The sequence below is a fragment of the Ornithinimicrobium faecis genome (genome assembly GCF_023923225.1).
GTDB classification, from domain to species: domain Bacteria; phylum Actinomycetota; class Actinomycetes; order Actinomycetales; family Dermatophilaceae; genus Ornithinicoccus; species Ornithinicoccus faecis.
The window spans coordinates 3359385-3385355 of the sequence record NZ_CP099489.1 but is presented as its reverse complement, the minus strand read 5'-3'; the positions used below and the strand labels follow the sequence as shown (position 1 = coordinate 3385355).

The window sequence follows — 25971 nt, the reverse complement described above, 5'->3', positions numbered from 1 at the left end:
GCACCGATGCTCTGGTACACCGCACGCAGGTTGCTGCAGATGGTGCCGGTCTTTCTCGGCGCGACGTTCCTGATCTACTTCCTCGTCTTCGCGCTGCCCGGAGACCCGATCGCCGCCCTCGGCGGCGATCGGGGCCTGCCCGAGGCGGTGGAGGAACAGATCCGCGAGCGCTACAACTTAGATGAGCCCTTCCTGGTGCAATACCTGCTGTATCTCAAGGGCATCCTCACCCTCGATTTCGGAATCACCTTCTCCGGCCGGGACGTGGTGGACGTGATGAGGGAGGCGTTCCCCGTCACGATCCGTCTGGCGATCATGGCGCTGGTCTTCGAGGCGGTCTTCGGCATCGCGGCCGGCCTGATCGCCGGACTGCGCACCGGCGGAATCTTCGACGGCACGGTGCTCGTGCTGAGCCTGCTGGTGATCGCGGTGCCCACCTTTGTGATCGGTTTCGTGCTGCAGTTCTTCGTCGGTGTCGAGTGGGAGCTGTTGCCCACGACCGCTGGACGAGATCCGACGTTCCGCAGCCTGCTCATGCCTGCGGTCGTGCTGGGAGCTGTGTCCCTGGCCTACGTGCTGCGGCTCACCCGCACCTCGGTCGCGGAGAACAAGTCCGCTGACCATGTGCGGACCGCCTACGCCAAGGGCCTCTCTAGGGGCCGGGTGATCAACGTGCACATCCTGCGCAACTCGATGATCCCCGTCGTCACCTTCCTGGGCGCTGATCTGGGCATGCTGATGGGCGGCGCGATCGTCACCGAGGGCATCTTCAACATCAATGGCGTGGGAGGCACCCTGTTCCGAGCGATCGGCCAGGGGGAGTCGGCCACCGTGGTGTCGCTGACCACGGTGCTGGTGCTGGTCTACATCCTGGCCAACCTGCTGGTGGACCTGCTCTATGCCTGGCTCGACCCGAGGATCCGTTATGCCTGAACGCCCAACCACTGGAGGGGGCACCGGAGCCCGACCCGGCCAGGAGCACTTCGTCGCCGACGTCGATGAGACCGGGCTGGGAGCCGTCGACGCCGTCGACGACAGCGGTGCCCCATCGAGCGTCTGGGGCGAGCGCTGGCGGGCCCTGCGCCGACGACCCACGTTCTGGGTGGCTGCCGTGCTCATCCTGCTGGTGTGTGCGGTTGCCGCCTTTCCCGGACTCTTCACCTCGCAGGACCCACGCTTCTGCGAGCTCGGCAACAGCCTGGGCGAGCCGCGCTCTGGGCACCCGTTCGGCTTTGACCGCCAGGGCTGCGACATCTATGCCCGCACGATCCACGGGACTCGCGCCTCCGTCATGGTGGGAGTGCTGGCCACGCTGGCGGCCCTGGTCATCGGCACCCTGATCGGGTCCTTTGCCGGATATTTCGCCGGGTGGCTGGACACGATCCTGGCCCGGATCACCGACATCTTCTTCGCCGTCCCGCTGGTGCTGGCAGCAATCGTGGTGATGCAGGTGTTCAGCGGCTCCCGCTCGACCTGGACGGTGGTGACCGTGCTGGCAGCCTTCGGTTGGCCGCAGATCGCGCGGATCTCGCGTGGAGCAGTGATGAGCGTGAAGAACAGCGAGTTCGTCACCGCAGCGCACTCCCTCGGGATGGGACGGCTGGCGACACTGTGGCGGCACGTGCTGCCCAACGCAGCGGCCCCGATCATCGTCTATGCCACGGTCGCCCTGGGCATCTTCATCGTCACCGAGGCAACGCTGAGCTTCCTCGGGATCGGGCTCCCCCCGAGCGTGACCTCCTGGGGAGGCGACATCGCCAAGGCCCAGCAGTCGCTGCGAGCCGACCCGGCCGTGCTCTTCTATCCCGCGGGAGCACTGGCCCTGACCGTCCTCGCCTTCATCCTGATGGGTGACGCCGTGCGGGATGCCCTCGACCCGAAGGTGCGCAGATGACTGACCTGACCGTCCTGGCGACCGAGGAGTTCCGCCCGGAGCCGGACCACAACACGCCGCTGCTCGAGGTGTCTGACCTGGAGGTCTCCTTCCGATCCAGCACCGGCGTCGTGCCAGCGGTTCGCGGCGTCAACCTCACCGTCTATCCCGGTCAGTCCGTGGCCATCGTCGGGGAGTCCGGCTCTGGCAAGTCCACGACGGCCCACGCCGTCATCGACCTGCTCCCGGGCACCGGACGGGTCACCGGCGGCTCGATCCGGTTTGCCGGGCAGGAGCTGACGACTGCGGGCCGGCGCGCGATGGAGCACGTGCGGGGCCGGCAGATCGGGCTGGTGCCGCAGGATCCGATGAGCAACCTCAACCCGGTCTGGCGGATCGGCTTTCAGGTCAGGGAGGCGCTGGCGGCCAACGGGGTGGCTCAGGGCAAGGCCGCCAAGCGGCGGGTCGCCGAGGTGTTGGAGAGTGCGGGCCTGCCCGACGCCGAGCGCAGGGCCCACCAGTTCCCGCACGAGTTCTCCGGCGGGATGCGCCAGCGGGCCCTGATCGGCATCGGGCTGGCCGGGGACCCGCGGCTGCTGATCGCCGACGAACCAACATCCGCCCTGGACGTCACCGTGCAGCGCCGCATCCTGGACCATCTGGGCACGCTGGCTCGAGAGCGGCACGTCGCGCTGCTGTTCATCACGCACGACCTCGGTCTGGCGGCCGAGCGCGCAGAGCACCTCGTGGTGATGCACCGCGGTCGGGTCGTCGAGTCCGGCCCGGCACGCCAGATCCTTGCCGACCCGCAACACCCCTACAGTCAACGGCTGGTCGCCTCGGCCCCGTCCCTGGCCTCGGCCCGCATCCAGCGGGCACGGCAGCGGGGCGAGGGCTCCAACGACCTGCTCACCGCGGAAGAGGAGGAGACCGGCGGGGGCAAAAACATCGTCGTGGTTGAGGGACTGACCAAGACCTTCCATCTGCGCGGCGCCCGGCCCGGGCTGGGCAAGGAGATCACGGCAGTGGACGACGTGTCCTTCAGCATCCCCCGTGGGACCACGATGGCGCTGGTCGGAGAGTCCGGCTCCGGCAAGTCGACGGTGGCGAACATCGCGTTGAACCTGCTCGCGCCCACGTCGGGCCACGTGCGGTTTGAGGGGACCGATCTGGGCACGCTCACCGGCCGGGCTCTGTTCGACTTCCGGCGCAAGGTCCAGCCGATCTTCCAGAATCCCTACGGATCCCTGGACCCGGTCTATTCCGTCTATCGGATCATCGAGGAACCGCTGCGGGTGCACGGCATCGGGAACTCGGCCAGCCGGGCCCAGCGGGTGTCCGAGCTGCTCGACATGGTGTCGTTGCCGACCTCGACGATGCGTCGCTATCCCAACGAGCTGTCCGGTGGGCAGCGGCAACGGGTGGCGATCGCACGGGCCCTGGCGCTGGAGCCGGCCCTGGTCGTCTGTGATGAGGCGGTCTCCGCCCTCGATGTCCTGGTGCAGGCGCAGATCCTCGGGCTGCTCAATGACCTCCAGTCGCAGATGGGTCTGACCTATCTGTTCATCACCCATGACCTGGCTGTCGTGCGCCAGATCGCCGACCAGGTCGCGGTGATGGAGAACGGGCGGATCGTGGAGCAGGGCACGACCGACCAGATCTTCCAGAACCCGCAGGTCGGTTACACCAAGGAACTGCTCAGGTCCATCCCCGGTGCCAGCATCGAGGGTGAGATCGCCCGCCCGGAGGAGGGCGTCGTCACGCTCGAGGAAGCAGAGGACGAGTGAGAAGACACAGGGGACGAGTGAGAAGACACAGGGGACGAGTGAGAAGACACAGGGGACGAGTGAGAAGACACAGGGGACGGACCTGTCAGTCCTCGACGCGAGGTGCCTCCGGCCGTCACACCGGCCTGTCGGAGAGCGTGGGCGGTCCGTTCACCAGCCGGAGAACGGTGCGAGGTCAGCGTCCGACACGGCACCCTCGACCGCGGCATCGAGTGCTGCCATGAGTCGGTCGAGGCCGGTCCGCAGCTGCTCGGGGGTGATGGTCAGCGGTGGCGTGATCTCGATGATGTTGCCGCGCACCGGATAGGCCACGACGCCGCCGCGCCAGCCGGCGAAGGCAGTCTTGGCAGCGATGTCGTCGGCGGGCTTCTGGGTGCCCGGGACGACGAGTTCGATCCCGAGTGACAGGCCCCGCCCACGAACCTGCCCGATCCAGGCGGCGCCGGGGGCGTCGCTCGCGGCATGGGCCTCCAGGAGGTCAGTTGCAGTCTCTCCCAACCTGGCTGCGGCAGCGGCGAGAGCGCCATCATCTAGCAGTTCAAGCACGGCCAGGGCCGCAGCGCAACTGACTGGATTGCCGATCGTTGTCATCAGCGCGGAGGCGGCCGGCTCATCGAGCGCAGCAGCCGAGCCGACCAGGGCAGAGATCGGCAGACCGTTGCCGAGCGCCTTGCCGAGGGTGACCAGGTCGGGCACCACGCCCTGAGCGTGATGCGCCAGGAAGTGACCGGTGCGACCCAGCCCGACCTTGACCTCGTCGACGATCAACAGGGTGCCGTGGCGCGAAGTGGCGTCGCGCAGGCCGGCCAGGAATCCCTCCGGGGGCACGAGCACCCCACCGTCGGACTGGATCGGCTCCACGATCACCGCAGCTAACCGGCCGCCGGCCAGGGCCTCCTCGACCTGCGCGAGGGTGTCCGCCAGCAGCGTGTCAGCAGAGCCTTGCCACGGCCGATACAGATCGGGATAGGGGATCAGCGTCAGGTCCGGATCGGCCGGAGCGCCGCCAGAGATGTGAATCCCCGACACGGACTGGCTGGCGCCGAGACCGCCGTGATAGCCACCCTCGAAGGCCACGATCCCGGGTCGACCGGTGACGTGCCGGGCAGCCCGCAGTGCCACGTCGTTGGCATCCGTGCCAGCGTGACCGAGATAGGCACGGCGCTCACCCACAGGTGCCACGACCTGCACGCGCTCGCAGAGCGCACGTGCCAGCAGCACGGCATCGGGGTGCGTGCCAGACAGCACCGAACCACCCGGTGCTGCTCGCAACGCTCGCTCGGCAGCGGCCACCACGTCCGGGTGTGCGTGACCTATCCCGGTCGCGGTCCACGAGGCGCTCAGGTCGATCACCTCGCGGCCTTCCGGCGTGGTCAGGATCGCACCGGAGGCCGAGGCGACCACCTGGGGAAAGAAGCGCAGCCGTTCGACACCAGCCACGGAGGTGAGGTCCTCGGCATACCACTGCTCATCGGTCCAGTCGGGTCGGTTCTCCATCAGTCCAGCTCCTCACAACAACTCAGCGGTGGTGCAGCTCCACGGCGGCCAGATAGCCGTTGATCAGGGTCCGGGCGACGTCGCCCACAGCGTCGTCGACCGGTAGGAAGCGGGGGTGGTGCAGCGGGGGAGGGGTCTCGTCGTGCCCCTCGACCCGCACCCCGACGAAACACATGACAGAGGGCACCAGCTCACCGAAGAACGAGAAGTCGTCGGCGCCCAGGGAGCGCATTGGCTCGGTCGGCACGACACCGGTGCGCTCCAGCCAACCGTCCACCCGCTCGACCAGGTCCGGGTCGTTATAGAGCACGGGCTCCCCGGCAATGATCCGCACGTCCGCCGTGACCCCGAAGGCCTGCGCCTGGTGCTCGGCCAGCCGGCGCACCTGCTCCGGAATAGCCCTCCGGTCGCGGTCGTCGGTGGTCCGCATCGTGGCGAGGAGGCGGGCCTGCGAAGGGAGCACGTTGGCGCTCGCCTCACCGGCCTGCACGTGGCCGACCGAAATCGTGGCGGCGTGCATCGGAGAGACGGTGCGCCGCACGACTTCCGGCAGGCCGAGGACGATATGTCCCAGGGCAGACACCGGGTCGGCAGCATGGTGGGGATAGGCCCCGTGGCCGCCGTTGCCGGTGAGCACGATCTCGATCTCGTCGGAGGCGGCGTTGACCACGCCCGCCCCGGTGGCGACCTGACCCGCTGGCACGCCCGGGTGCACGTGCGCGCCGATCGCGGCGACCGTCTCGTGTCGGGCCAGGAGTCCAGAGGCCACGACATCCTGGGCGCCAGAGGGATAGGTCTCCTCCCGTGGCTGCAGCACCGGGACCAGCCCGAGCGGCAGGTCGAGGTGGGCAGCGGCGCGGACCACCGCGACGAGCGCGGCCAGGTGCACGTCGTGGCCGCAGGCGTGCATCCGCCCGGTGTCGGCGGCCCAGTCCACCCCGGTCGCCTCGTTCACTGGCAGCGCGTCGAGCTCGGCGCGCAGCAACACGCTGGGCCCCTGGTCAGGACCGGTCCGCCCCGCGCGTCCCGTCTGTGCGACCGGCTCCATCGCGATGCCCAGCGCGGCCGCGACCAGCTCGGCCGTCGGCCCCTCAGCCCCCGACAGGTGCGGGTCGGCGTGCACCCGTCGGCGCACCTCGAGGGCCCCTGGCAGCTCCGGCTCGAGCGCGGCGAGCCACTGCCGGTGCAGCTCGCTCAGGTGCCCCGGCGACGGGTCCGTATGCGGAGTGCTCACCCGCTCGCCCCGGTGGCCCCACCGCGGTGGTCCAGTCCGTAGACGCGCCGTGCGTTCTCGCTGCAGATCAGCCCCGCGATCCGCTGCTGCTCCTCGAGCGGCCAGCCGTCGGCCCCCGCCCAGCGGTCCAGGGACTCGCCCAGACCGCGCCGAAACAGCAGTGCCCCAAGGTGATAGAGCTCGGCGGCACCGAAGGCGTCGGAGGAGAACAGCGCCTTGTGGAAGGGCGTGAGCTCCAGGGACTCGGCGATCACCTGCGCGGACTGTGCGCCGGTGTAGTTCACCGCCAGTCCCACATCGCAGTAGACGTGCTCGAAGACATGCGCGAGATAGCCGGCCTCGCGGTGGAACGGATAGCAGTGCAGGAGAAGGAAACTCGCGCCGCTGCCGCGAGCGTTGCGGAGCAGGTCGCTCAGCAGCAGCGGGTTGGTCCGGTGCAGGTCGACGTGCGGGTCGCCATAGCCCACGTGCAGCTGGATCGGCACGGACCTGTTGATCGCCTCCCACCAGCCAGCGCGGATGATCACGGGGTCGGTGAGCCGCAGCGGCTGCCCCGCAGGGGTTTCGGAGCGCCAGTGCTCGACGGCGCGGGTGACGTCCGCATCGCTCGGTGGCGTGGGATCCAGCTCGAAACCGCCGCGGTATGCCGCGATGGACTTCACCCCGACCGCCGAGGCCAGCTCGTGGTCCAGTCGGGCACGGAAGGCGGTCAGGAAGTCGGCCGGTTCGTGCTCGGCCGCCACCTGCTCGGCGAGGAACTCCAGGCGGACCACCTCGGCGGTGCGGGCACCGGAGCGCTCGCCCATCTGGTCGGGGGTCAGGATCAGGTCGGGCGCGAACCCGGTCTCCACGACATAGTCCGTGATGCCGCTGGCACGCAGCAGCCGCTGGTTGACCTCCTGGGCCCCGAGCTCGACGCGGCGGGCGAGATAGTCCTGCGGGGAGGCGAAGGCGGGCAGGTCCAGCAGCGGTGGGCAGTGCGCACGCAGGGCCAGCCCGAGCTGGGTGTCGAAGTGGGTCGTGCCCGCAGGGGCGGGGGCGTCGGACTCGGTGATCAGGTCCTCGAAGACGTCCCGCGTCAGGTCCGACTCGATGACGCCGTGACAGTGGTGGTCGACGAGGTCAAGACCGGAGAGCCACTCAGCAGACGGTGACTCGGTAGACGTTGTTGCAGTAGACGTTGACGCCGTAGACAGTGACTCAGTAGATGTCGGCATACCAGGTGCACTTCTCCTCATCGGTCATGTCGGCAACAGCGGCCAGCTCAACGCGCTTGACCGCGAGATAGGTGTCGACGAGGTCATCGCCCAGCCAGGAGCGCACGTCCGTGTCCTGCTCGAACAGCTCCAGGGCCTCGGCCAGGTCGTGCGGGAGCTCGGTGATCTGCTCCTGCCTGGGGTCGCCCACGACGACCTCGGCAGGCTCGAGCTCCTGGCGCAGACCCTCCAGGCCGGCGCGCAGGACGACAGCGAGCAGCAGCCACGGGTTGGCGCCGATGTCGCCGGCGCGGAACTCGAAGTGCAACTGCGGCTTCGGGTCCTGTCCGTCGATCTCGATGGTCGGACAGATGCGCAGCAGCGCCTCGCGGTTCTCCACCCCGAGGAAGACTCCGCCCGAGGACCAGTTGTGGGGGCGCAGTCGTTCATAGGAGATGGCCAGGGGGGCATAGATCGCGGCCAGGGAGGGGGCATATTTCAGGATGCCCGCCGCAAACCGAGCTCCGAGCTCGGACAACCGCCCCGGCCGGTCGGGTGCAAAGAGCGGGTTGCCGCCATCGGCGTCCTGGAGGCTGAAGTGGATGTGCACTCCGGCGCCGGTCTCGCCGGGAGCGATCATCGGCGTGAAGCTCGCGCGCCGGTCGAAGGCCCCGAAGACGTCGCGGACGAGGTCACGCAGCAGGAGAGCGCGGTCGGCGGCAGCCACCGGGGCCGCCCGCTCGACGACGACCTCATACTGGTGGCGGCCATACTCCGGCAGCCAGTTCTCCAGCTCCAGACCGCTGGCCTGCATCGCGGTCACCAGGTGTGAGCCGATCGGCTCGGCGGCCCGGAAGTTGCGCCAGGAAAACGGGTGGTGCGGGGTGTCGCCGTCCAGGTCGGCGAACTCGTGCTCGAAGGCGACCTCCGAGGTGAGCCCAAACTCCTGCTGCAGGGCAGTGATGGTGTCCCGCAGGATGGTCCGCGTGCAGCACGACCACGGGGAGCCATCGGTGTGGACCACATTGGCGATCGCCACGGTGAGGTCGGGTTTGCCGGGGACACCACTGATCTGGTGGACCGCCTCGGGGTCTGGCAGCAGCCGCAGATCCCCGCTGGAGTCGAAGGGGATGTCCTCCACGATGTGTCCGTCCACACCGATCCCGAAGTTGGCCGGCACCCAGCCGGTGGAGGCGCCTGACGGCATACCGGCTGTTGGGACGACCCGTCCCTTGGTGAGCCCGGTGAGGTCGCTCGTGGCGACAAAGGTGAGCGGTGTCAGCCCGGGGCTGTCGCGGTGTCGTGCTGAGGTCATGAGAGATCCTCCTGTGAGATGCGGGCGCCGATCCGCTCAGCCAACCGTGGCGCGGCGATGATGACAACCAGACCGAGCAGGCACCAGGCGCCGGCGATCCAGGGGAAGTAGGTGTAGGGCGCCTCCTGGCCCTCGACCTGCACGACATAGACATAGATGAGGAAGCCCAGACCCAGGGCGGGGACGATCGCCTCCCAGGCCTTGATGGGGGAGCCGGGGCGGAAGGTGTGCCGCAGGACGCCGACGGAGGCCATGCCATAGGCCACGACCATGCAGAGGGTGGCGATGGTGGCGAACCAGTAGTAGACCTCGACCGGGCCCCCGCCGATGACGGCCAGGAACAGCATGAGCGCGATCGCCAGGCCGATGACGACGTAGGTCGCGGTGCTGGGGGCGCCGGTGGCATTGGTCCGGGCCAGTGCTGGCGGGCCGAAGCCGTCGCGGGCCATCGCATAGACCAGGCGGGCGGCCGCGGCCGAGCAGCTGAGCAGCGAGGCGAAGGCGACGCAGAAGGCGATGATCGAGATCAGGACGGCAAACCAGGAGCCGATGTAGGTCGAGCTGAGCTGGGTGAGCGTGGAACTGGCACCGGCGAAGGCGTCGATGCCGGCCTGGTCCGTGCCGAAGCCGACCGACTGCGCAAACATCACGATGGTGTAGATGACACCGGCGAGCACGACGGCCAGGGTCAGCGCGATCGGGATGGTGCGCTTGGGGTCCTTGGTCTCCTCGCCGAGCGTGGTGCCGGACTCGAAGCCCGCCCAGGACAGGAAGCCGAAGACCGCCGCAGTCATGACCGCGGTCCACGAGGCGTCACCGGGCAGCAGCGTGCCGAAGTCGAGGCCGGTGCTGACCGGGGCGTTGCCGCTGCCGACGCGGGTGATGATCACGAACGCCAGGCCCAGCATCGTCACGATGCCGACCATGCCGATCGTCAGCAGGACGCGCGTGACGGTCTTGGACTCGCGCAGGTTGAGAGCCAGGGCCCCGAGGCTGGCGACCAGCCCGACGATCAGCCACCCCCAGGTCGGCACGCTGACACCGAGCTCGGTGAGCATCGCGTCGAAGAACACCGCGCAGGCGCCGACGATGCAGGCGGAGAAGAACAGATAGGTGCCGAGCAGGGCGAAGCCACCGAAGAAGCCTGCCCGCGGGCCGAGGGTGGCACCGGCCAGGGCATAGACGCTGCCGGCGTGGGTGAAATAGCGGGTCAGGCGGATGAAGGCGTAGGCCACCGCCATGGTCCCCGCGAAGGAGACGATGAAGGTGAACGGGACGGCCTTGCCGACCAGGCCGGCGACGCCGATGCCGTTGAGCGACATCGCCATGACCGGGCCCATGAAGCCGACCGAGAGAGCGGTGACCTCCCAGACCTTCAGGTTGCGGTGGAGGCCTGGGCCGGTGGCCTCGTCAGGGGCGTGGTCTGCGGCCTGCCGGGGGCTCTCGTGAGGTGTGCTCGCCATGACCGTCTATGAAACATGCGATACATCGCGGTGTCAATGGTCTGTCGGTGAAATCTCTGTTTCAGGCTGGAAGGGCTCCAGTGGAGCAGGGTTCTCGGGGCTGAGTCCGTCGCGAACCGACTCCATCAGCTCGACCCGCGATCGTCCGGCCTGACCGCGGGCCTCCATCGCCGCCGTGACCAGGGTCTCGACCAGCGCCAGTCCGGGGACGAGCGAGTCGAAGGGTGAGGGCGACTCGACGCGGCTGGACAGGACGACCTCGGCGACGTCGGCGACGGGCGAGAGCCACGGGTCGGTCAGCAGCAGGGTGCGGGCACCGGCGGTCGCCATCGCCTGGGCCAGGCGCACCGTGGCCGGGTCATAGCGGCGGTAGTCGAAGACGACCAGCAGGTCCTGGCGGCTGGCGTCGGCCACCAGGGATGTGCGGGAGAACTCGTCGGGCGGCACGGCGGTGACACCTGCGCGCAGCAGTTGCAGGTGGGAGACGAGGTAGGCGGCCAGCAGGTGGCTGAAGCGCCCGCCGACCACGTGGATCCGCAGAGACTCGTCACACAGCAGGCTGATGGCAGCCTCGAACTCGCTGGTGGGCAGGTCCTCAAAGGACCTGCGGATCAGGCCGGCGTGCGTCTCGGCATTGAAGGGGAGGAACTCCTCGCCGGCGGGCATCTCCGCCTGCAACGGGATCTGCCGCACCGGTGAGCCCATCTGGGCGTGGACCTCACTCATCAGAGCGCGCTGCAGGTGCGGATAGCCGGCGAACCCGAGGCGGGCGACGAAGCGCACCACGGTCGGAGCGCTGACCCCTGCCCTGGTGGCGAGCTCGGCGACTGTCTCCAGGCCGGCCACCGGATAGGCGGACAGCAGTGCGCGGCCGACCTTGCGCTCGCCGGCGCTCAGCTCACCCAGTCGATCCCGGGTCAGCTGTGCGACGGTGACGGGCGTGCCGTCGACCTGGTCCTCGTCCATAGTCGTCTGAGGCTAGAGCACAGGGCCGCACTCTGGCGGAGTTGGCCACCAGCGACCCCAGAAATGGCGCCCTGATGCCGACTGTGGTGGTCAGACCTGCCGCTCGAAGGTCAGCAGCATGCCAGCGTGTCCCCGTGCATGTCGCTCTGGGCCCGCGAACCCGGCTGACGGCATACGGCATCTCAGTGCTGCTCGGCGGGCAGCTCCACCGTGGCCCTGAGCCCGCCCCCGTCCACGGGGGTCAGGGTGAGGGTGCCGTCGTGCGCCAGGGTGATGCTCTTGACGATGGCCAGGCCGAGGCCGACGCCGGCATCATCGGTGCGGATCCGCTCGGTGCCCCGCTGGAAGGGTTCGGTGAGGATTGCGATGTGCTGGGGCGTGAGCCGCTCGCCGGTGTTCTCGACAGAGAGTATGCCGAGCCCGTCACCTCTCGTGGTGCTCACCGTGACCGTGCCGTGCTCACGAACATTGTGGATGATCGCGTTGTGCAGCAGGTTCGTCGTCAATTGCAGCAGGAGGGCGGGAGAGCCCAGCGCTGGCGTCGTGTCCCCGGAGCTCTGGATGGCGACGCCGTGCCGCTCCGCGAGCGGGAGGAGGGTCTCGATGGCCTCCTCGGCGAGCAGCGACAGGTCGACGGGTTCCCGGGTAAATGAGCCTGAGTCCGCGCGACTGAGCACCAGCAGCGCCTCGGTCAGGTCGATCGCTCGGGTGTTGACGGTGCGCAGGCGCTCCAGCAGCTCCTCGGTGTCGCGGTCCGCGTCCCGGTGGGCGACGTCGAGCAGGGTCTGGGAGATCGACAGCGGGGTCCGCAGCTCGTGGGAGGCGTTGGCAGCGAATCTGCGCTGCTCGGCGACATGCGCCTCGAGCCGGGCCAGCATGGTGTCGAAGCTGTCAGCCAGCTCACGGAACTCGTCCTGCCGGCCCGACAGGTTGACCCGGTGGGACAGCGATCCGCTTGCCGCACGGCGCGTGGCATCCGTGAGGCGGGTGAGAGGCGCGAGCATCCGTCCCGAGAGGAACCACCCGCCGAGCAGACCGACCACCACGAGGCCGACGAGGGCCCAGACCGCCTTGGGCGCAAAGGCGCGGATCAGGTCGTCGCGACCGGGCGAGAACGGACCGGGAGTCCGGGCGGCGCTCTCGGGCACGTAGCGCAGCAGGAACACCCAGACCACGGCCAGCAGCAGGCCGCCGACCAGGATCACGAGCCCGGCATAGCTGAGGGTGAGTTTGAGCCGGACACTCAGCCCACGCGCTCTAGCCATGTGGGGCTGCCGCGTCGCCGGCGGTCGGTGCTGTGTCGATGCGATAGCCCACGCCCGGGACCGTGGCGATGACCCCTGGCTCGCCGAGCCGTTTGCGCAGGGCCGAGACCGTGATGCGCACAGCGTTGGTGAACGGGTCGGCGTTCTCGTCCCAGGCCCGCTCGAGGAGCTCCTCGGCGCTGATCACCCCACCCTCGGCCGTCATGAGCACCTCGAGCACGGCGAACTGTTTGCGGGTGAGCGCGATATAACGGCCGTCGCGGAAGACCTCGCGGCGGAACGGGTCCAGGCGCAGACCAGCGAGCTCCTGCACTGGCGGTCTGCTGTGTGAGCGTCGGCGATCCAGCGCCCTGAGCCGGAGCACCAGCTCACGCAGATCGAAGGGTTTGGTGAGATAGTCGTCGGCGCCGAGCCCGAATCCGGACTCCAAGTCATCGAGCCGGTCGGCGGCCGTGAGCATCAGGATCGGCGTGCCGCTGCCGGTGGCAACGATGCTCGCGGCGATGTCGTCACCAGACGGTCCCGGGATGTCGCGGTCCAGCACGGCGATGTCGTAGGTGTTGACGCTCAGGAGCTCCAGGGCGGTGTCCCCGTCGCCCGCGATGTCGGTCGCGATCGCCTCCAGGCGCAACCCATCGCGGATCGCCCCGGCCATCAGAGGCTCGTCCTCGACGAGCAGCACACGCATGGTCCTCATGGTACGAACGGCTGCCTATCGTCGGCGTATCGAAATCTGCAGACGCTCTGGCAACACGACCTGTCCTTGACTGCAGGCATGAGTCGAACCACAACAGCCACAACTGGTGGCGTCCTCACTGGCATCGCGGCAATCGTGGCCGCACTGCTTGCGATCCTCGGGGTCCGTGCCGCCGGTGGCGAAGTCACCGAGGCGGATGGTCTCGTCCCCGACGGGGTGTCCGTCTTCGACGAGGAGTTTCCCGCCGTGGCCAACCTTGACCCCGACCTGCTCCAGGCCGTGCGCCGAGCCGCCACCGATGCCGCAAAGGAAGGCATCAGGTTCCAGGTCAACAGCGGCTGGCGATCCACGGCATACCAGGATCAGCTGCTCCGCGATGCCATCGATGACTATGGCTCAGAGGCCGAGGCCGCTCGGTGGGTCGCCACCGCAGACACCTCGGCGCACGTCTCCGGGGACGCCATCGACCTCGGGGGCCTGGACGCGACGGCCTGGCTGTCCCAGCATGGCAGCACCTACGGGCTGTGCCAGACCTACGGCAACGAGCCCTGGCACTATGAGCTCCGCCCCGAGTCAAGCCATCAGGGGTGCCCTCAGATGATGGCCGATCCCACCCAGGACCCTCGCCTGCAGGTGCGCACGGGGTGACGGCCTCACAGGCCACTGGCTCATGGCCGCGCGACCTCAGAGCGGCCAGTCGGCTGAGGTGCGTGGCACGGCCACGACCTGCAGCGCGTCCTCGTAAGTCACTCTGCCGGGATGGGTGCAGCGCACCTCGCGGCACGAAATGCCGTGTCGCTCGAGCAGTGCAACCACCTCGGTGCTCAACTGGCGGAGGTCGGCGCTCGCGGAATCGGCACTCTCGATGAACCAGGAGTTGGCACGCGGCTCGGTGTCGAAGACCGACTCCGGAGGCTCGTCGTGGAGCTCGTAACTGCGCTCCACGAGACGTTCGGCGAGAACCTCGTCTGCCGCAGACAGGCGCCCGCTCTGTCGGAGGCCGACCAACAACGCAAAGATGCCTGGATGCCGGCCCCGCTGATTCGGAGCCGCTGACTCGATGCGGAGGTAGTGCTGCACCACAGCATCCTGGCATCCGAGCCCGTGCCGCCGGCGTCGCCCGTGACTCCGGGGTGTGATCAGAAGTTGGCGCCGCGGTCGGGACGAACAGGCTCCGCTCGCTGGATGTCGGTCCACCCCGTCCAGCCACGCTCCTCCAGCAGCTCGAGCAGTCGCGGAGCCGCGGGAAGGGCCTCGACGAAGACGGCGTCCAGCAGGGCGATGACCTCCTCGCTGACGTCGTCCTCGAACTCGACGCCCTCGTTGTAGGCGGAGGCAGCCTCGATGAAGGCCGCAACCCGGTCGGCGAGGTCGGGCAGGCGGGGGTCGTCGGGTGTGCACTCGGCTAGTTCCCCCATGTTGAGGTAGAGACGGCGCAGCTGCTCGTCCTCAACCTGGGCCCGCTTGTGGCGCATCAGGAGCTCCACCTGGTCGGGCATCTGGGCCGCCAGCAGGATCCAGCTGTCGCGCTCGAGCGCGATGATCCGCTCGTCGAAGCCAAACTCACGCATCCGCTCCAGATAGGCCACCACCTCCGGCGGCAGGGCCAGGCTCTCGCCGGCGGCGAGCTGGGCGATCTGACGGCGGTGCTGTTGCAGACCGCGGATCTCGCCGCGCAGGCGCCGGTCGATCTCGTCGACGGCCCCGGCGAAGGCCTCGTCGTCAGCAGCCAACAGCTCACGGACCCGTGACAGGGGCACGCCGGCGCCGGCCAGGGTGCGGATCCGCACCAGCTCGGTGACCGCGGCCGCGTCATAGCGGCGATAGCCGGAGTGGTCGCGCTCGGGCTCCGGCAGCAGGCCCTTGGCGTGATAGTGGCGGACCGCCCGGACCGTGACGCCGGCATAGGCAGCCAGCTGGCTGATCGTCAGCACGTCTCTAGTGTGCGATTTTGCGGGCGTACATGCGCGTTGCGACGAGGTAGGCCACGACGAGAACGGCGAGGCACCACCCGACCGTGAGCCAGCCGTCCCGGCCGACCGGCTGCTCGAGGAACAGGCTGCGCAGGGTGTTGACGATCGGGGTGACCGGCTGGTGCTCGGCGAACCACCGCACCGGACCCGGCATGCCGTCGGTCGGCACGAAGGCCGAGCTGATGAACGGCAGGAAGATCAGTGGATAGGAGAAGCCGCTCACCCCGTCGACGGTCCGGGCGCTCAGGCCCGGGATCACCGCCAGCCAGGTCAGGGCGAGGGTGAACAGCACCATGACCCCGAGCACAGCCAGCCAGGCAAGCACCCCGGCGCCGCTGCGGAAGCCGATCGCCAGCGCCACGACCATCACCAGTGCCAGGGCGACCAGGTTGGCCACGACAGAGGTCAGCACGTGGCTCCACAGCACCGCCGGTCGACTGATCGGCATCGACCGGAACCGCTCCACGATGCCACCAGAGACATCGGTGAAGAGCCGCAGCGCGGTGTAGGCGATGCCCGACGCGACCGTGATGAGCAGGATCCCGGGGAGCAGATAGTTGACATAGTTGGCGTCGCCGACGTCGATCGCCCCGCCGAAGACATAGACGAACAGCAGGAGCATGGCGATCGGGGTGATGGCGGTGGTGATGATCGTGTCCGGGCTGCGCAGCACGTGTCGCAGGGAGCGTCTGAACAGCACGATCGTGTCGTGGACGTGGCTGGTCATGGTCGGGATCCTTCGGTGGTGGAGCCGTCGTGGCCGATGACGGCGAGGAAGATCTCCTCGAGACTGGGCTGCTTCTCGACGTATTCGACGGTGGCCGGGGGCAGGAGCGCGGTGAGCTCCGCGAGGGTGCCCTCGGCGATGATCCGGCCCTCGTGGAGGATCGCGATCCGGTCCGCCAGCTGCTCGGCCTCCTCGAGGTGCTGCGTGGTCAGCAGCACGGTCGTGCCCCGGCCAGCGAGGTCGCGCACGGTGCGCCAGACCTCGAGGCGCGCCTGCGGGTCGAGGCCGGTGGTGGGCTCGTCGAGGAACAGGACGGGTGGGTCACCGATCAGGCTCATCGCGATGTCCAGTCGGCGTCGCATCCCACCGCTGTATGCCGACACGCGCCGCCCGCCGGCATCGGTCAGTCCGAACTGGGTCAGGAGAGCATCGGCCACCTGGCCGGTGTCTGCGACCCGGCGCAGTTGCGCGATCAGGAGCAGGTTCTCCCGCCCAGTGAGGATCTCGTCAACGGCGGCGAACTGCCCGGTCAGGCTGATGGACCGGCGGACCTGCTCGGGCTCTGTGGCGACGTCGTGACCATGGACCCGCGCACTCCCGCCGTCCGCGCGCAGCAGGGTCGACAGGATCTGGACGGTTGTGGTCTTGCCCGCGCCGTTGGAGCCGAGCAGCGCGACGACCGACCCGGCCGGAACACTCAGGTGCACGCCCCTGAGGACTGGTGTGTCGGCATACGACTTGGTCAGCCCGACGATCTCAATGGCTGGTGTGGTGGTCATGAGATGAGGGTGCGGCCCTGACCCTGCGTCAGGGTCAAGCCGGTTGCCGCACGGGATCCGGCAGCAGGACAGCCACCTGCCGATGCGGGTCCTGTCCGCCCTCCTTCGTAGGCTGTCCACGACAGCGACGACCGAGACGACGGACGGCAGGCGTGGAGCACGACGAGATCGAGGTGCTGCGCGAGGGACACCCCGCGTGGCGGCTGCTGCGTGCCGGCAACGCGGCGCTCGTGCTGTCCTTCCTCGGTCAGTTCTTCGTCGTGGACAACCACGGCGCCGTGAGCTCGACCGAGCTGGCTGCCGCGCTGGATGACCAGCTGCACCTCCTCAATCTGAGCGCTCCCGACGAGCCGCGCTATCCGCGACCGGCGCCCGACTATCTGCAGGACTGGGCGGCCACCGAGTCCGGGTGGCTGCGGCGGTTCTATCCGAGCGGCTCGGACGAGGTGCACTACGAGGCGACCAGCGACCTGGAGAAGGCCTATGCCTGGGTGACCGGCCTGCGCGCCCGGACCTTCGTCGGCACCGCCTCGCGGCTCGAGACTGTCTTTGACCTGCTGCGCCAGATCGTGCACGGCGCCGAGAGCGACCCCGAGGCCCGCCTGACCGAGCTGCGACGTCGGCGCGACAAGCTCGACCGGGAGATCGCGGCGGCCGAGGCCGGTGAGGTCGCCGTGCTGGACCCGACGGCGCTGCGCGAGCGTTATCAGCAGTTTGCCGGCACTGCGCGTGAGCTGCTCTCCGACTTCCGCGAGGTCGAGGAGAACTTCCGTGGGCTGGACCGGGCCGCGCGCGAGCGGATCGCCTCGTGGGAGGGCGGCAAGGGTGAGTTGCTCGCCGAGCTCGTCGGCAACCGCGCCGACATCACCGCCTCTGACCAGGGCCGCAGCTTCCAGGCGTTCTATGACCTGCTGCTGTCCCAGAGCCGACAGGAGGAGCTGTCTGAGCTGCTCGCGGGCGTGCAGTCACTCGACGACCTGCATCCCGACCGGCGGCTGCGCACCATCCACCACGACTGGTCCGACGCCGCCGAGCGCACCCAGCGCACGGTGCGGCAGATCTCCGAGCAGCTGCGCCGCTTCCTGGACGACCAGATGTGGCTGGAGAACCGCCGCGTCCTCGACCTGGTGCGCTCCGTCGAGGCGGCCGCTCTCGCCAGCCGCGAGTCCCCGCCACCGGTGGGGCTGGACGTCGACGTGCCGGGGATCGAGATCGCCCTGCCGCTCGAGCGCCCGCTCTATGACGCGCGCCCCGCCGCGGAGGTCGACAGCCTGCTCGACCCCGAGGCCGAGGCTGACGTCGACATCTCCGCCCTGTTTGGCCAGACCTTCGTCGACCAGGCCCGCCTGGCCGACCACATCCGCACCATCGTGCCGCCTTCCAGCACAGTGCTTTTGGAGGACATCGTCAACTTCTATCCCGTCGAGCAGGGGGCCGCCGAGATCGTCGGATATCTGGCGCTCACCGACGACGATCTTGAGGTCACCCTGGACGAGACGCAGGAGACCATCATCGAGTATGCCGACAGCACCGGTCAGCGGCGAGCTCGCCTGCCGAGGGTCACGGTGAGCAGGCGATGAGGACAGCCCCATGAGGACAGCCCAGGAGCAGGCCGTCGCCACCGCGATCATCAAGCTGATGCGCGGCGTGGTCTATCGCGAGGCCGACGAGGACAGCTGGACCTTGCTCGAGCGGCACGCTGCCCCGGTGCGCGACCACTTCGCGGCGATCGGCGTGCAGGTCGTGGTCGATGACATCGAGGGTTATGCCTATCTGCGCAACGCCGATGACGAGGACACCGAGGAGCCGCTGCCCCGCCTGGTCCGGCGCCGCAGCCTGACCTACAACGTCAGTCTCCTGCTGGTCCTGCTGCGCAAACGCCTGGTGGAGTTCGAGGCCTCCGGCAGCGAGGGCAAGCTGGTGCTGACCCGCGACCAGATGGTCGACCTGTTGCGGCTCTTCCTGCCCGACTCCAGCAACGAGGCGCGCGTCATCGACCAGGTGGACACCACGATCCGCAAATCGGCCGAGCTCGGCTTCCTGCGCCAGCTGCCCCGCCAGCCGGGGCACTGGGAGGTGCGGCGCATCCTCAAGGCCTATGTCGATGCCCAGACCCTCAACGACTTCGCCGGCAAACTGACTGAGTATGCTGGCGCCCACCCAGGCGGCGACGATGACTGACGCCCTGTTCTCGGCCGTGGAGGTCACCACGACCGCCCGCGCCGGCTATCGCCTGCACCACCTCGAGGTGTTCAACTGGGGCACCTTCGACAAGCGGGTCTGGCGGATCACACCCGACGGCGACACCGCCCTGCTCACCGGCGACATCGGCAGCGGCAAGTCCACGCTGGTCGATGCCATGACCACCCTGCTGTTGCCGGCGCACCGCATCTCCTACAACAAGGCGGCCGGGGCTGAGGCACGGGAGCGCACGCTGCGCAGCTATGTCGAGGGTCACTACAAGTCGGAGCGGGTCGAGGCCACCGGTGCCTCCAAGGCGATCGGGCTGCGCGACAACCGGTCCTACTCCGTGATTCTCGGGGTTTTCGTCAACGAGGGCCATGACGAGACCGTCACCCTGGCGCAGGTCTTCCAGCAGCGCGACAGCACCGGCCAGCCCTATCGCTTCTATGTCACGGCCGGGCGGCAACTGGGCATCGAGCCCGACTTCGTCGACTTCGGCAGCTCCCTCAATGACCTGCGCCGGCGGCTGCGCGACGGCGGTGTCGACCTGCACGATGACTTCCCGCGCTATGCCGAGCGGGTGCGGCGCCTGCTCGGCATCCGCTCGCCGCAGGCGATGGAGCTGTTCCACCAGACCGTGTCGATGAAGTCGGTCGGCAACCTCAACGAGTTCGTCCGCAACCACATGCTCGAGCCGGTCGACGCCGCCCAGCGGGTCGCCGACATCGTGGGCCACTTCGAGGACCTCACCAAGGCCCACGACGCGGTCAAGCGCGCCCGGGAGCAGCTCGAGGCGCTCGAGCCCTTGGTGGCCACCAGCCAGAAATATGACGAGGCCATCGCTCGGCGCGACGAGGCCGAGGCGCACCGCGAGGCCGTGCGCCTGTTCATCGCCGAGCGACGGATCGGGCTGCTCGGCGCGGAGATCGAGGCCAACACGGGGGAGCGGGATGCACTCTCCACCCGGGCCGAGCAGGCCCGGGAGCGACAGGGCACGGTGGGCCGGGCGCGCGAGGACCTCATCGAGGCCCGGGCCCGCGCCGGCGGCAACCGGGTCGCCGAGCTGGAGCGCAGCATCGCCACCGCCCGCGCCGAGGCAAACTCGCGCAAGGACCGCTGGGGCCGCTTCGACACCGCGGTCCGTGCAGCTGAGTTCGAGCCGGTGACCGACGGCGCTGCGTTCACGGCCACCGTGGCCCGCGTCGAGCAGCTGACGGCTGAGCTGACCACCCGCCGGGAGGAGCTCGACGACGAGCGAGCCACGCTCCAGGGCGAGAAGAACGACCTGCTCAAGGACGCCGCCCAGATCCGCGCCGAGCTGACCAGCCTGGCCGGTCGCACCAGCAACCTGCCCAGCAGCCAGCTCGACGTGCGGGCCGAGTTGTGCCAGGCACTCGGGCTGGACGAGACCGACCTGCCGTTCGCCGGTGAGCTGCTCGATGTCCGCGACGAGTTCGGCCAGTGGCGCGGTGCGGCAGAGCGGGTGCTGCGCGGCTTCGCGCTGTCCCTGCTGGTGCCGCAGGAGCACTACGACCGCGTCGCCGCGTGGGTCGACGCCAACCGGCTCACCTATCGCCGCAACGATGGGCGGGTGGCGGGCAGCCGCCTGGTCTATGAGCGCGTCCCGGCCCGGCGGATCCGGCTGCAGCACACCGAAACCCCGGGAGTGCTGCTGCTGGCCGAGACACTGGACGCCGCCGACGGCACGTTCCACGACTATCTGCGCGACCAGCTCAGCCGCCGTGCCGACCACCGGTGCGTCGAGACGGTGGAGCAGTTCCGCCAGGAGCACCGCGCGGTCACGATGCAGGGCCAGGTGCGCTCCGGCGATCGCCACGAAAAAGATGACCGCTCACGCGTCGACGACCCGCGCACCTGGGTGCTCGGGTGGGCCAACGAGCGCAAGGTCGCGGCCTTGACCGAGCAGCTCATCGAGCTGCAACAGCAGATCGAGCCCCGGGACGAGCGCCTCGCCGGGATCCGTGCCGAGGCAAGCGACTTGGCGGCGCGCCTGGCTGCGCTCAGCCAGCTGTCGGCATACGGCAGCTGGGAGGAGTTGGACTGGGCCGGTGCCCAGGCCCGGGCCGAGGCAGACGACGCCGAGCGCCAGCGGTTGGTCGACGGCTCCTCCGAGCTGTCGGAGATCAGCCGCCGGCTCGAGGAGAACGAGGCCGAGGCCGGGCAGCTCGCCCAGGAGCTGGCACAGGTCACCGGTGACATCCGGGTCCTGCAGGAGCGCATTGACCGGGCACAGACCGCGCGCCGTCGCGACGAGTCGCTCGTGAGCAGCCAGGACACCGGTGTCCTCGAGGCGGCGCGCACGGCCTACGACGCCCTCGAGGCACGCCTGGGTGGTGACCTGCCGCAGGACGCCGACGGGTGCGCCGCCGCGCAGGAATCGCTCACCGCCGAGCTGCAAACGGTGATCGACCGGGTCGGCCGTGAGCTGGGCGGCTACACCCAGAGCCTGCTGCACTCCATGGGCGAGGTGCGACGGCGCTGGCCCGAGGCGACCACCGAGATGGACGTCAGCGTCGAGGCGCGCGCCGACTACCTGGCCTTCCACGAGCGGGTGGCCGGTGACGACCTGCCGCGGTTCGAGGAGGAGTTCAAGCGCCAGCTCAACACCAACACCATCCGTGAGCTGGCCCAGTTCAACAGCTGGCTGCGGCGCCAGTCTGAGGAGATCCACACCCGGGTCGACCGCATCAACGAGGCGCTCGGGGCGATCCCCTACAACGAGGGCCGCTACATCCGGTTGGAGAGCGAGCGGACCGTCAACCAGGAGATCCAGGCGTTCCGGACCGACCTGCGCAAGGCGACCGACGACACGCTGGGTGCCGATGGTGATCAATACTCCGAGCAGCGGTTCCTCGACGTGGAGGCGCTCATCGAGCGGTTCCGCGGCCGCGAGGGCCACACCGACTCGGACAAGGCCTGGACGCGGCGGGTGACCGACGTGCGCACCTGGTTCACCTTCTCGGCCTCCGAGCGGGACCGGGAGACCGACGAGGAGTGGGAGCACTATCGCGACTCTGACGGCAAGTCCGGTGGGCAGAAGGAAAAGCTCGCCTACACCATCCTGGCCGCGTCGCTGGCCTATCAGTTCGGCCTGGAGTGGGGCGCCGAGCGCTCGCGGGACTTCCGGTTCGCCGTGATCGACGAGGCCTTTGGGCGCGGCTCGGACGTGTCCACCCGCTATGCGCTCGACCTGTTCGCCAAGCTCGGGCTGCAACTGCTGATCGTGACCCCGCTGCAGAAGGTCCACGTCATCGAGCCGTATGTCCGCGCGATCGGCTTCGTCGACAACCCCTCGGGCAGTTATTCGCGGCTGCAGACGCTGACGATCGAGGAGTTCCAGGAGGTCCGCACCCAGCACGTGGCCACCTCGCTGGCAGGGACCGGCGGATGAGCCCTGCGCGCCCGACCTGGTCCACGGTGGCTGACGTCAGGGCCAAGGTGCGGCGGCGCTGGGACGACGGGACGCTGTTGCGCCACCATGCGGTGGGGGAGGCGTTCCCGGTGCTTGAGGTGCCCGTGCGGCGCCCGCGCGCCTCGGAGATCGGTGACGATCTGGATGCGGTGCGGGCCTGGGCGTCCTCGCTCGCCTCGGGCAGCCGAGGCGGAGCGCACTATGACCTGACCTATGAGGCAGTGGGCGGTCGGGTGATCGGCCGCAACGAGCTGCCCAGCCGTGCCGTGGTCTCTGACTATCGGCAGGCGTGGGCGCTGCTCGGGGTGGCTGACCAGGTGCGCGAGCTCGACCAGATCCTGACGGTTGTGTCCGAGGAGCCGGTGCTGCGGGACTGGGTGGCAGCGCACCCGTTGAAGGCACTGCAGGTCGGCTCGGCCTGGGAGGGTGTGTTGTGGGCCTATCGGTGGTTGCAGGCCGAGCGGGGGAGCGGCCGCTACCTGCGGGAGGTCGATGCGCCCGGCGTCGACACGAAGTTCATCGACCAGCACCGCTCGCTGCTCGCTGGGCTGCTCACCGTCCCCAGTGCCTCGGGCGGGTTCATCGACGCGCTCGGTCTGCGCGGCAAGCCGGAGCTGGTGCGGCTGCGCGCGCACCCTGCGCTGGGTCTGGTTGGTGGATTCTCCGAGGTGGTGGTCCGGCTGGAGGAGCTGGCGGCGGCCGATCTGTCCGTGCGCACAGCGATCATCGTGGAGAACGAGATCAGCTATCTCAGCGTGCCGGTCCCAGATAACGGGGTTGTGGTGTGGGGCAAGGGCTTTGAGGTCGATCGCGTGGGGTCGCTGCCGTGGCTGCGGGAGGCCGAGGTGCACTACTGGGGCGACCTGGACACCCATGGTTTTGCCATCTTGGACCGGTTGCGCGCCTGGCTGCCGCAGACGCGCTCGGTCCTGATGGACCGCCAGACGTTGCTGGAGCACCGCGAGCGGTGGGGCCGCGAGCCCAGCCCCACGCCTGCCCGCCTGCGCCACCTCACGCCGGACGAGGCTGCCCTCTATGAGGACCTGGTCTCGGACCGCTTCGCCGAGCGGCTCCGCCTGGAACAGGAACGGGTCGACTGGGCGTGGGTGGAAGCCCGCCTGCCCACGTGGCAGACACGTCCTTAGGCTCACCTCGTGAACGGAGTCCTCGTGGGCCTGGCGCTGGGCGCCGCGGCCGGCATCAGCCCCGGGCCCTTGCTGGTCCTGGTGATCACCTCCGCCCTGCGTGGCGGGTCGCTCGCCGGGGTCGTGGCTGCCTGTGCGCCACTCGTCTCCGATGTGCTCGTAATTGCTGGCACCCTCCTGGTGCTCAACCAGCTTCCCGTGCAGGCTGTGGGGTGGCTGGCTCTCGGTGGCGCTGTGTTCGTCGCGTGGATCGGGCTGCAGACCGTGCTGGATGCCCGGGGCGCGCGGCTGGTGGCGGGTGCCGCGAACGAGCGGGCCGAGGCCAGGGCGGCGTTGAGGCGGGCGGCGATGGTCAACCTGCTGAGCCCGCACCCCTGGTTGTTCTGGGCCACCGTTCTGGGCCCCCTGGTGCTGACCACCTGGCGTTCCGCGCCGATCGAGGCCGTGGCGTTGGTGCTGGCCTTCTATGTCGCGATCGTCGGGTCCAAGGCGCTGATCGCGGTCCTGGTCGCTCGGGGGAGGCATCTGCTGAGCGACCGTGCCTATCGTTGGGCGCTCGTGATCGCAGGGGTGCTCCTGGTGGCTGCCGCAGTCGCCCTCGCCGTCGAGTTCTGGCCCGTGGCGTTCAACGGCTGACTGACTTTGCGGCGTGGCCACCCGCCCAGCAGTTGTCCGGGGCGTGGAGGTGCTGGACGGGTTGCCGGTGGGGACCGTGGTCTATTGGCTGCCCCGAAATGCGGGGCAGGCGATGTGCCGTCGTTTGTGCAGTCATCTGGGTCGACGGTCTCGGGACCAGCAGTGGTGCCAGGCCGAGCGAGGGCTCGACCGTGTCGGTTCCCCAGCCTCCATCATGGCTCGGACGGTGCGGGATGGCGTTTGTGCTGGTCAGGTGCTCTGTCGGTGGTGGGTGTTTAGATCGTTTGTATGAAGCAGGCAGACGCGACGGTGGTGGTCGGGGACGAGGTCCTCGGCCAGGATGGCCGCGCGTCGTTGCCTGGGGGTGTGCCGGTGTCGGATGCAGAGCTGGCGGTGTTGTTCGCGCAGGAGCGTGAGGCGTTGGTCGCGCGGGAGCGTGAGGCGTGGGTCGCGCGGGAGCGTGAGGCGTGGGTCGCGCGGGAGCGTGAGGCGACCGTCTCGACGGGGACGGCAGGTGAGCCGGTGGATGGCGACATGGACTCGTTTGAGTGGTGGTCGCTGCAGGCCGAGTTGGACCAGGTCCTGGTGGAGCAGGGGTCGGTGTCGGCGGCGGAGGTCCTCTCGGACGGGTTGGCGGCCGCGTGTAGCGCGGTGGGGCGTGTTGGGGGTTTGGGGCCGTCGGAGTTGGTGTCGGTTTTCGACCCGGGTGTCATTGACGCGTTGGAGGTCGTGGGGCAGGTGCGGGCGAAGTTGGATGGTGCCGGGGTGGCCCTGGCGGCGGAGGCGTCGACGCGGGGCTTGCACACTGCGGTGGGACTGTCGTTGGTGGACTGGCTGCGGGTGCGGTGCCCGTGGCTGTCGGTGACGGAGGCTGGTCAGATCCGCACCATTGTCAGGGCTGGGGAGAGGCACTGGGGCAAGGCGCTGCTGGCCCGGGTGGCCGCGGGGGAGCTTGCGGTGCACCGGGGTGCGAAGGTCGCGAAGACGATCACCCGGTTGGCCTCGAGCCTGGGGCCGGTCGAGCAGGCCGAGTATGCCGACATCGCCACTAACGCGGCTGCGGATGAGGAGATCAGCGACAGGGACCTGGAGGTGGTGTGCCAGGAGCTGCTCCAACGCCTGTTGGATGAGAAGCCGAAAGAGGAGCGGGAGCGGACGGCGCAGTCGTTGCGGTGTGTGTCTCGTCGTCCGTTGGGGAATGGGTTGACGCGGTTCACGGTCGATGCCCCGCAGGGGGATGCGGCGTTGTTGGAGGGTGTGTTGAACGGTCCGTTGGCGGCGCCGGAGCCGATTGAGGACGGCGCTGAGATGGATATGCGTTCGCCGGGGCAGCGGAAGTTTGATGCGTTGGTGATGGTGGTTAACCGTGGCCTGTCGAACCCGGGTGCCCCGCCGAGTAGTGGTCGGGCGTCGGTGATGATCACGGTGAAGGCGGATCCGGCGACCGGCAAGCCGGTGGGTGCTGGGGTGACGGCGTTGGGTCAGGTGTTGGATGCTCAGCAGGTGGGGCGGTTCGCGTGTATCGGGGACGTGACTCCGATCGCGTTGGGGGAGTATGGCGAGCCATTGAACCTGGGCCGAACGGTGAGGTTAGCGACGCCGGGGCAGTTCAAGTCGTTGCTGGTCAGAGACCAGAAATGTACGTATCCGGGGTGTTCGATCCCGGGGACTTGGTGCGACAGCCACCACCTGGTGTGGTGGTGTCGCGATGGCAACACTGACATCGCTGTCCTGGTCCTCCTCTGTCCACGACATCACACATTAGACGGTATGGAGTGACCCACTTTTTGTTGGGCGCCGT

General features: G+C 69.0%; 22 protein-coding genes. 10 read left to right on the top strand and 12 right to left on the bottom strand.

Annotated elements, in window-relative coordinates; genetic code table 11:
• The first annotated feature begins 6 nt into the window (after nucleotides 1-6).
• The 3 genes from NF556_RS15855 to NF556_RS15845 are packed head-to-tail and all read left to right on the top strand — an operon-like array spanning nucleotide 7 to nucleotide 3660.
• Complete coding sequence (locus NF556_RS15855; protein WP_252591994.1) at nucleotides 7-933, top strand: ABC transporter permease; 927 nt, start codon at nucleotides 7-9, stop codon at nucleotides 931-933.
• Nucleotides 926-1894 (top strand): ABC transporter permease, encoded by a 969-nt coding sequence (locus tag NF556_RS15850; protein WP_252591993.1) that lies wholly within the window; start codon nucleotides 926-928, stop codon nucleotides 1892-1894. Before NF556_RS15855 ends, NF556_RS15850 begins: the two co-directional genes overlap by 8 nt.
• Nucleotides 1891-3660, top strand: a complete 1770-nt coding sequence (locus NF556_RS15845) for a dipeptide ABC transporter ATP-binding protein (protein ID WP_252591992.1) — start codon at nucleotides 1891-1893, stop codon at nucleotides 3658-3660. Before NF556_RS15850 ends, NF556_RS15845 begins: the two co-directional genes overlap by 4 nt.
• Before the next feature lie 150 nt (nucleotides 3661-3810).
• Here the strand turns inward: NF556_RS15845 and NF556_RS15840 are convergent, their stop codons facing one another.
• The 8 genes from NF556_RS15840 to NF556_RS15805 form a co-directional block, all read right to left on the bottom strand.
• Entirely contained in the window at nucleotides 3811-5157 is a 1347-nt protein-coding gene (locus NF556_RS15840) for an aspartate aminotransferase family protein (protein ID WP_252591991.1), read from the bottom strand.
• 22 nt (nucleotides 5158-5179) lie between these two features.
• Nucleotides 5180-6391, bottom strand: a complete 1212-nt coding sequence (locus NF556_RS15835; RefSeq protein ID WP_252591990.1) for a M20 metallopeptidase family protein — start codon at nucleotides 6389-6391, stop codon at nucleotides 5180-5182.
• On the bottom strand, nucleotides 6388-7608 hold the full coding sequence (locus tag NF556_RS15830) for an amidohydrolase family protein (protein ID WP_252591989.1): 1221 nt from the start codon (nucleotides 7606-7608) through the stop codon (nucleotides 6388-6390). Before NF556_RS15830 ends, NF556_RS15835 begins: the two co-directional genes overlap by 4 nt.
• Nucleotides 7592-8902: a type I glutamate--ammonia ligase gene (locus tag NF556_RS15825; protein ID WP_252591988.1), complete on the bottom strand. Its 1311-nt coding sequence runs from the start codon at nucleotides 8900-8902 to the stop codon at nucleotides 7592-7594. Before NF556_RS15825 ends, NF556_RS15830 begins: the two co-directional genes overlap by 17 nt.
• The gene (locus tag NF556_RS15820) at nucleotides 8899-10365 is read right to left on the bottom strand and encodes an APC family permease (protein ID WP_252591987.1); all 1467 of its coding nucleotides are present in this window, start codon (nucleotides 10363-10365) and stop codon (nucleotides 8899-8901) included. Before NF556_RS15820 ends, NF556_RS15825 begins: the two co-directional genes overlap by 4 nt.
• A 33-nt stretch (nucleotides 10366-10398) precedes the next feature.
• Nucleotides 10399-11331, bottom strand: coding sequence for a MurR/RpiR family transcriptional regulator (locus tag NF556_RS15815; RefSeq protein ID WP_252591986.1), 933 nt, complete (start codon nucleotides 11329-11331; stop codon nucleotides 10399-10401).
• Nucleotides 11332-11513: 182 nt separating this feature from the next.
• Nucleotides 11514-12596, bottom strand: a complete 1083-nt coding sequence (locus NF556_RS15810; RefSeq protein ID WP_252591985.1) for a sensor histidine kinase — start codon at nucleotides 12594-12596, stop codon at nucleotides 11514-11516.
• Nucleotides 12589-13284, bottom strand: coding sequence for a response regulator transcription factor (locus NF556_RS15805; RefSeq protein ID WP_252595830.1), 696 nt, complete (start codon nucleotides 13282-13284; stop codon nucleotides 12589-12591). The genes NF556_RS15810 and NF556_RS15805 overlap by 8 nt, the downstream gene beginning before the upstream one ends.
• 87 nt (nucleotides 13285-13371) lie before the next feature.
• On the opposite strand from NF556_RS15805, the gene NF556_RS15800 reads away from it, so the two are divergent.
• Nucleotides 13372-13941, top strand: coding sequence for a M15 family metallopeptidase (locus tag NF556_RS15800; RefSeq protein WP_252591984.1), 570 nt, complete (start codon nucleotides 13372-13374; stop codon nucleotides 13939-13941).
• Between the two features lie 36 nt (nucleotides 13942-13977).
• Here NF556_RS15800 and NF556_RS15795 read toward each other — a convergent pair whose 3' ends face one another.
• The 4 genes from NF556_RS15795 to NF556_RS15780 are packed head-to-tail and all read right to left on the bottom strand — an operon-like array spanning nucleotide 13978 to nucleotide 16772.
• On the bottom strand, nucleotides 13978-14373 hold the full coding sequence (locus NF556_RS15795; protein WP_252591983.1) for a hypothetical protein: 396 nt from the start codon (nucleotides 14371-14373) through the stop codon (nucleotides 13978-13980).
• Nucleotides 14374-14432: 59 nt separating this feature from the next.
• Nucleotides 14433-15227, bottom strand: coding sequence for a MerR family transcriptional regulator (locus NF556_RS15790; protein WP_252591982.1), 795 nt, complete (start codon nucleotides 15225-15227; stop codon nucleotides 14433-14435).
• 4 nt (nucleotides 15228-15231) lie between these two features.
• The gene (locus NF556_RS15785; protein WP_252591981.1) at nucleotides 15232-15993 is read right to left on the bottom strand and encodes an ABC transporter permease; all 762 of its coding nucleotides are present in this window, start codon (nucleotides 15991-15993) and stop codon (nucleotides 15232-15234) included.
• Nucleotides 15990-16772, bottom strand: a complete 783-nt coding sequence (locus tag NF556_RS15780) for an ABC transporter ATP-binding protein (protein ID WP_252591980.1) — start codon at nucleotides 16770-16772, stop codon at nucleotides 15990-15992. Before NF556_RS15780 ends, NF556_RS15785 begins: the two co-directional genes overlap by 4 nt.
• Nucleotides 16773-16924: 152 nt before the next feature.
• Between NF556_RS15780 and NF556_RS15775 the strand changes: the two genes are divergently transcribed.
• From NF556_RS15775 to NF556_RS15745, 6 genes are all read left to right on the top strand, one after another.
• Nucleotides 16925-18352, top strand: a complete 1428-nt coding sequence (locus NF556_RS15775; RefSeq protein ID WP_252591979.1) for a DUF3375 domain-containing protein — start codon at nucleotides 16925-16927, stop codon at nucleotides 18350-18352.
• A gap of 10 nt (nucleotides 18353-18362) precedes the next feature.
• Nucleotides 18363-18953, top strand: a complete 591-nt coding sequence (locus NF556_RS15770; RefSeq protein WP_252591978.1) for a DUF4194 domain-containing protein — start codon at nucleotides 18363-18365, stop codon at nucleotides 18951-18953.
• Nucleotides 18919-22368, top strand: coding sequence for an ATP-binding protein (locus NF556_RS15765; RefSeq protein WP_252591977.1), 3450 nt, complete (start codon nucleotides 18919-18921; stop codon nucleotides 22366-22368). Before NF556_RS15770 ends, NF556_RS15765 begins: the two co-directional genes overlap by 35 nt.
• On the top strand, nucleotides 22365-23534 hold the full coding sequence (locus tag NF556_RS15760) for a Wadjet anti-phage system protein JetD domain-containing protein (RefSeq protein ID WP_252591976.1): 1170 nt from the start codon (nucleotides 22365-22367) through the stop codon (nucleotides 23532-23534). Before NF556_RS15765 ends, NF556_RS15760 begins: the two co-directional genes overlap by 4 nt.
• Nucleotides 23535-23543: 9 nt before the next feature.
• A complete protein-coding gene (locus NF556_RS15755; protein WP_252591975.1) occupies nucleotides 23544-24170 on the top strand; it encodes a LysE family transporter in 627 nt (208 codons plus the stop codon).
• A 288-nt stretch (nucleotides 24171-24458) separates the two neighbouring features.
• Entirely contained in the window at nucleotides 24459-25949 is a 1491-nt protein-coding gene (locus NF556_RS15745) for an HNH endonuclease signature motif containing protein (protein WP_289781757.1), read from the top strand.
• Nucleotides 25950-25971: the final 22 nt, after the last annotated feature.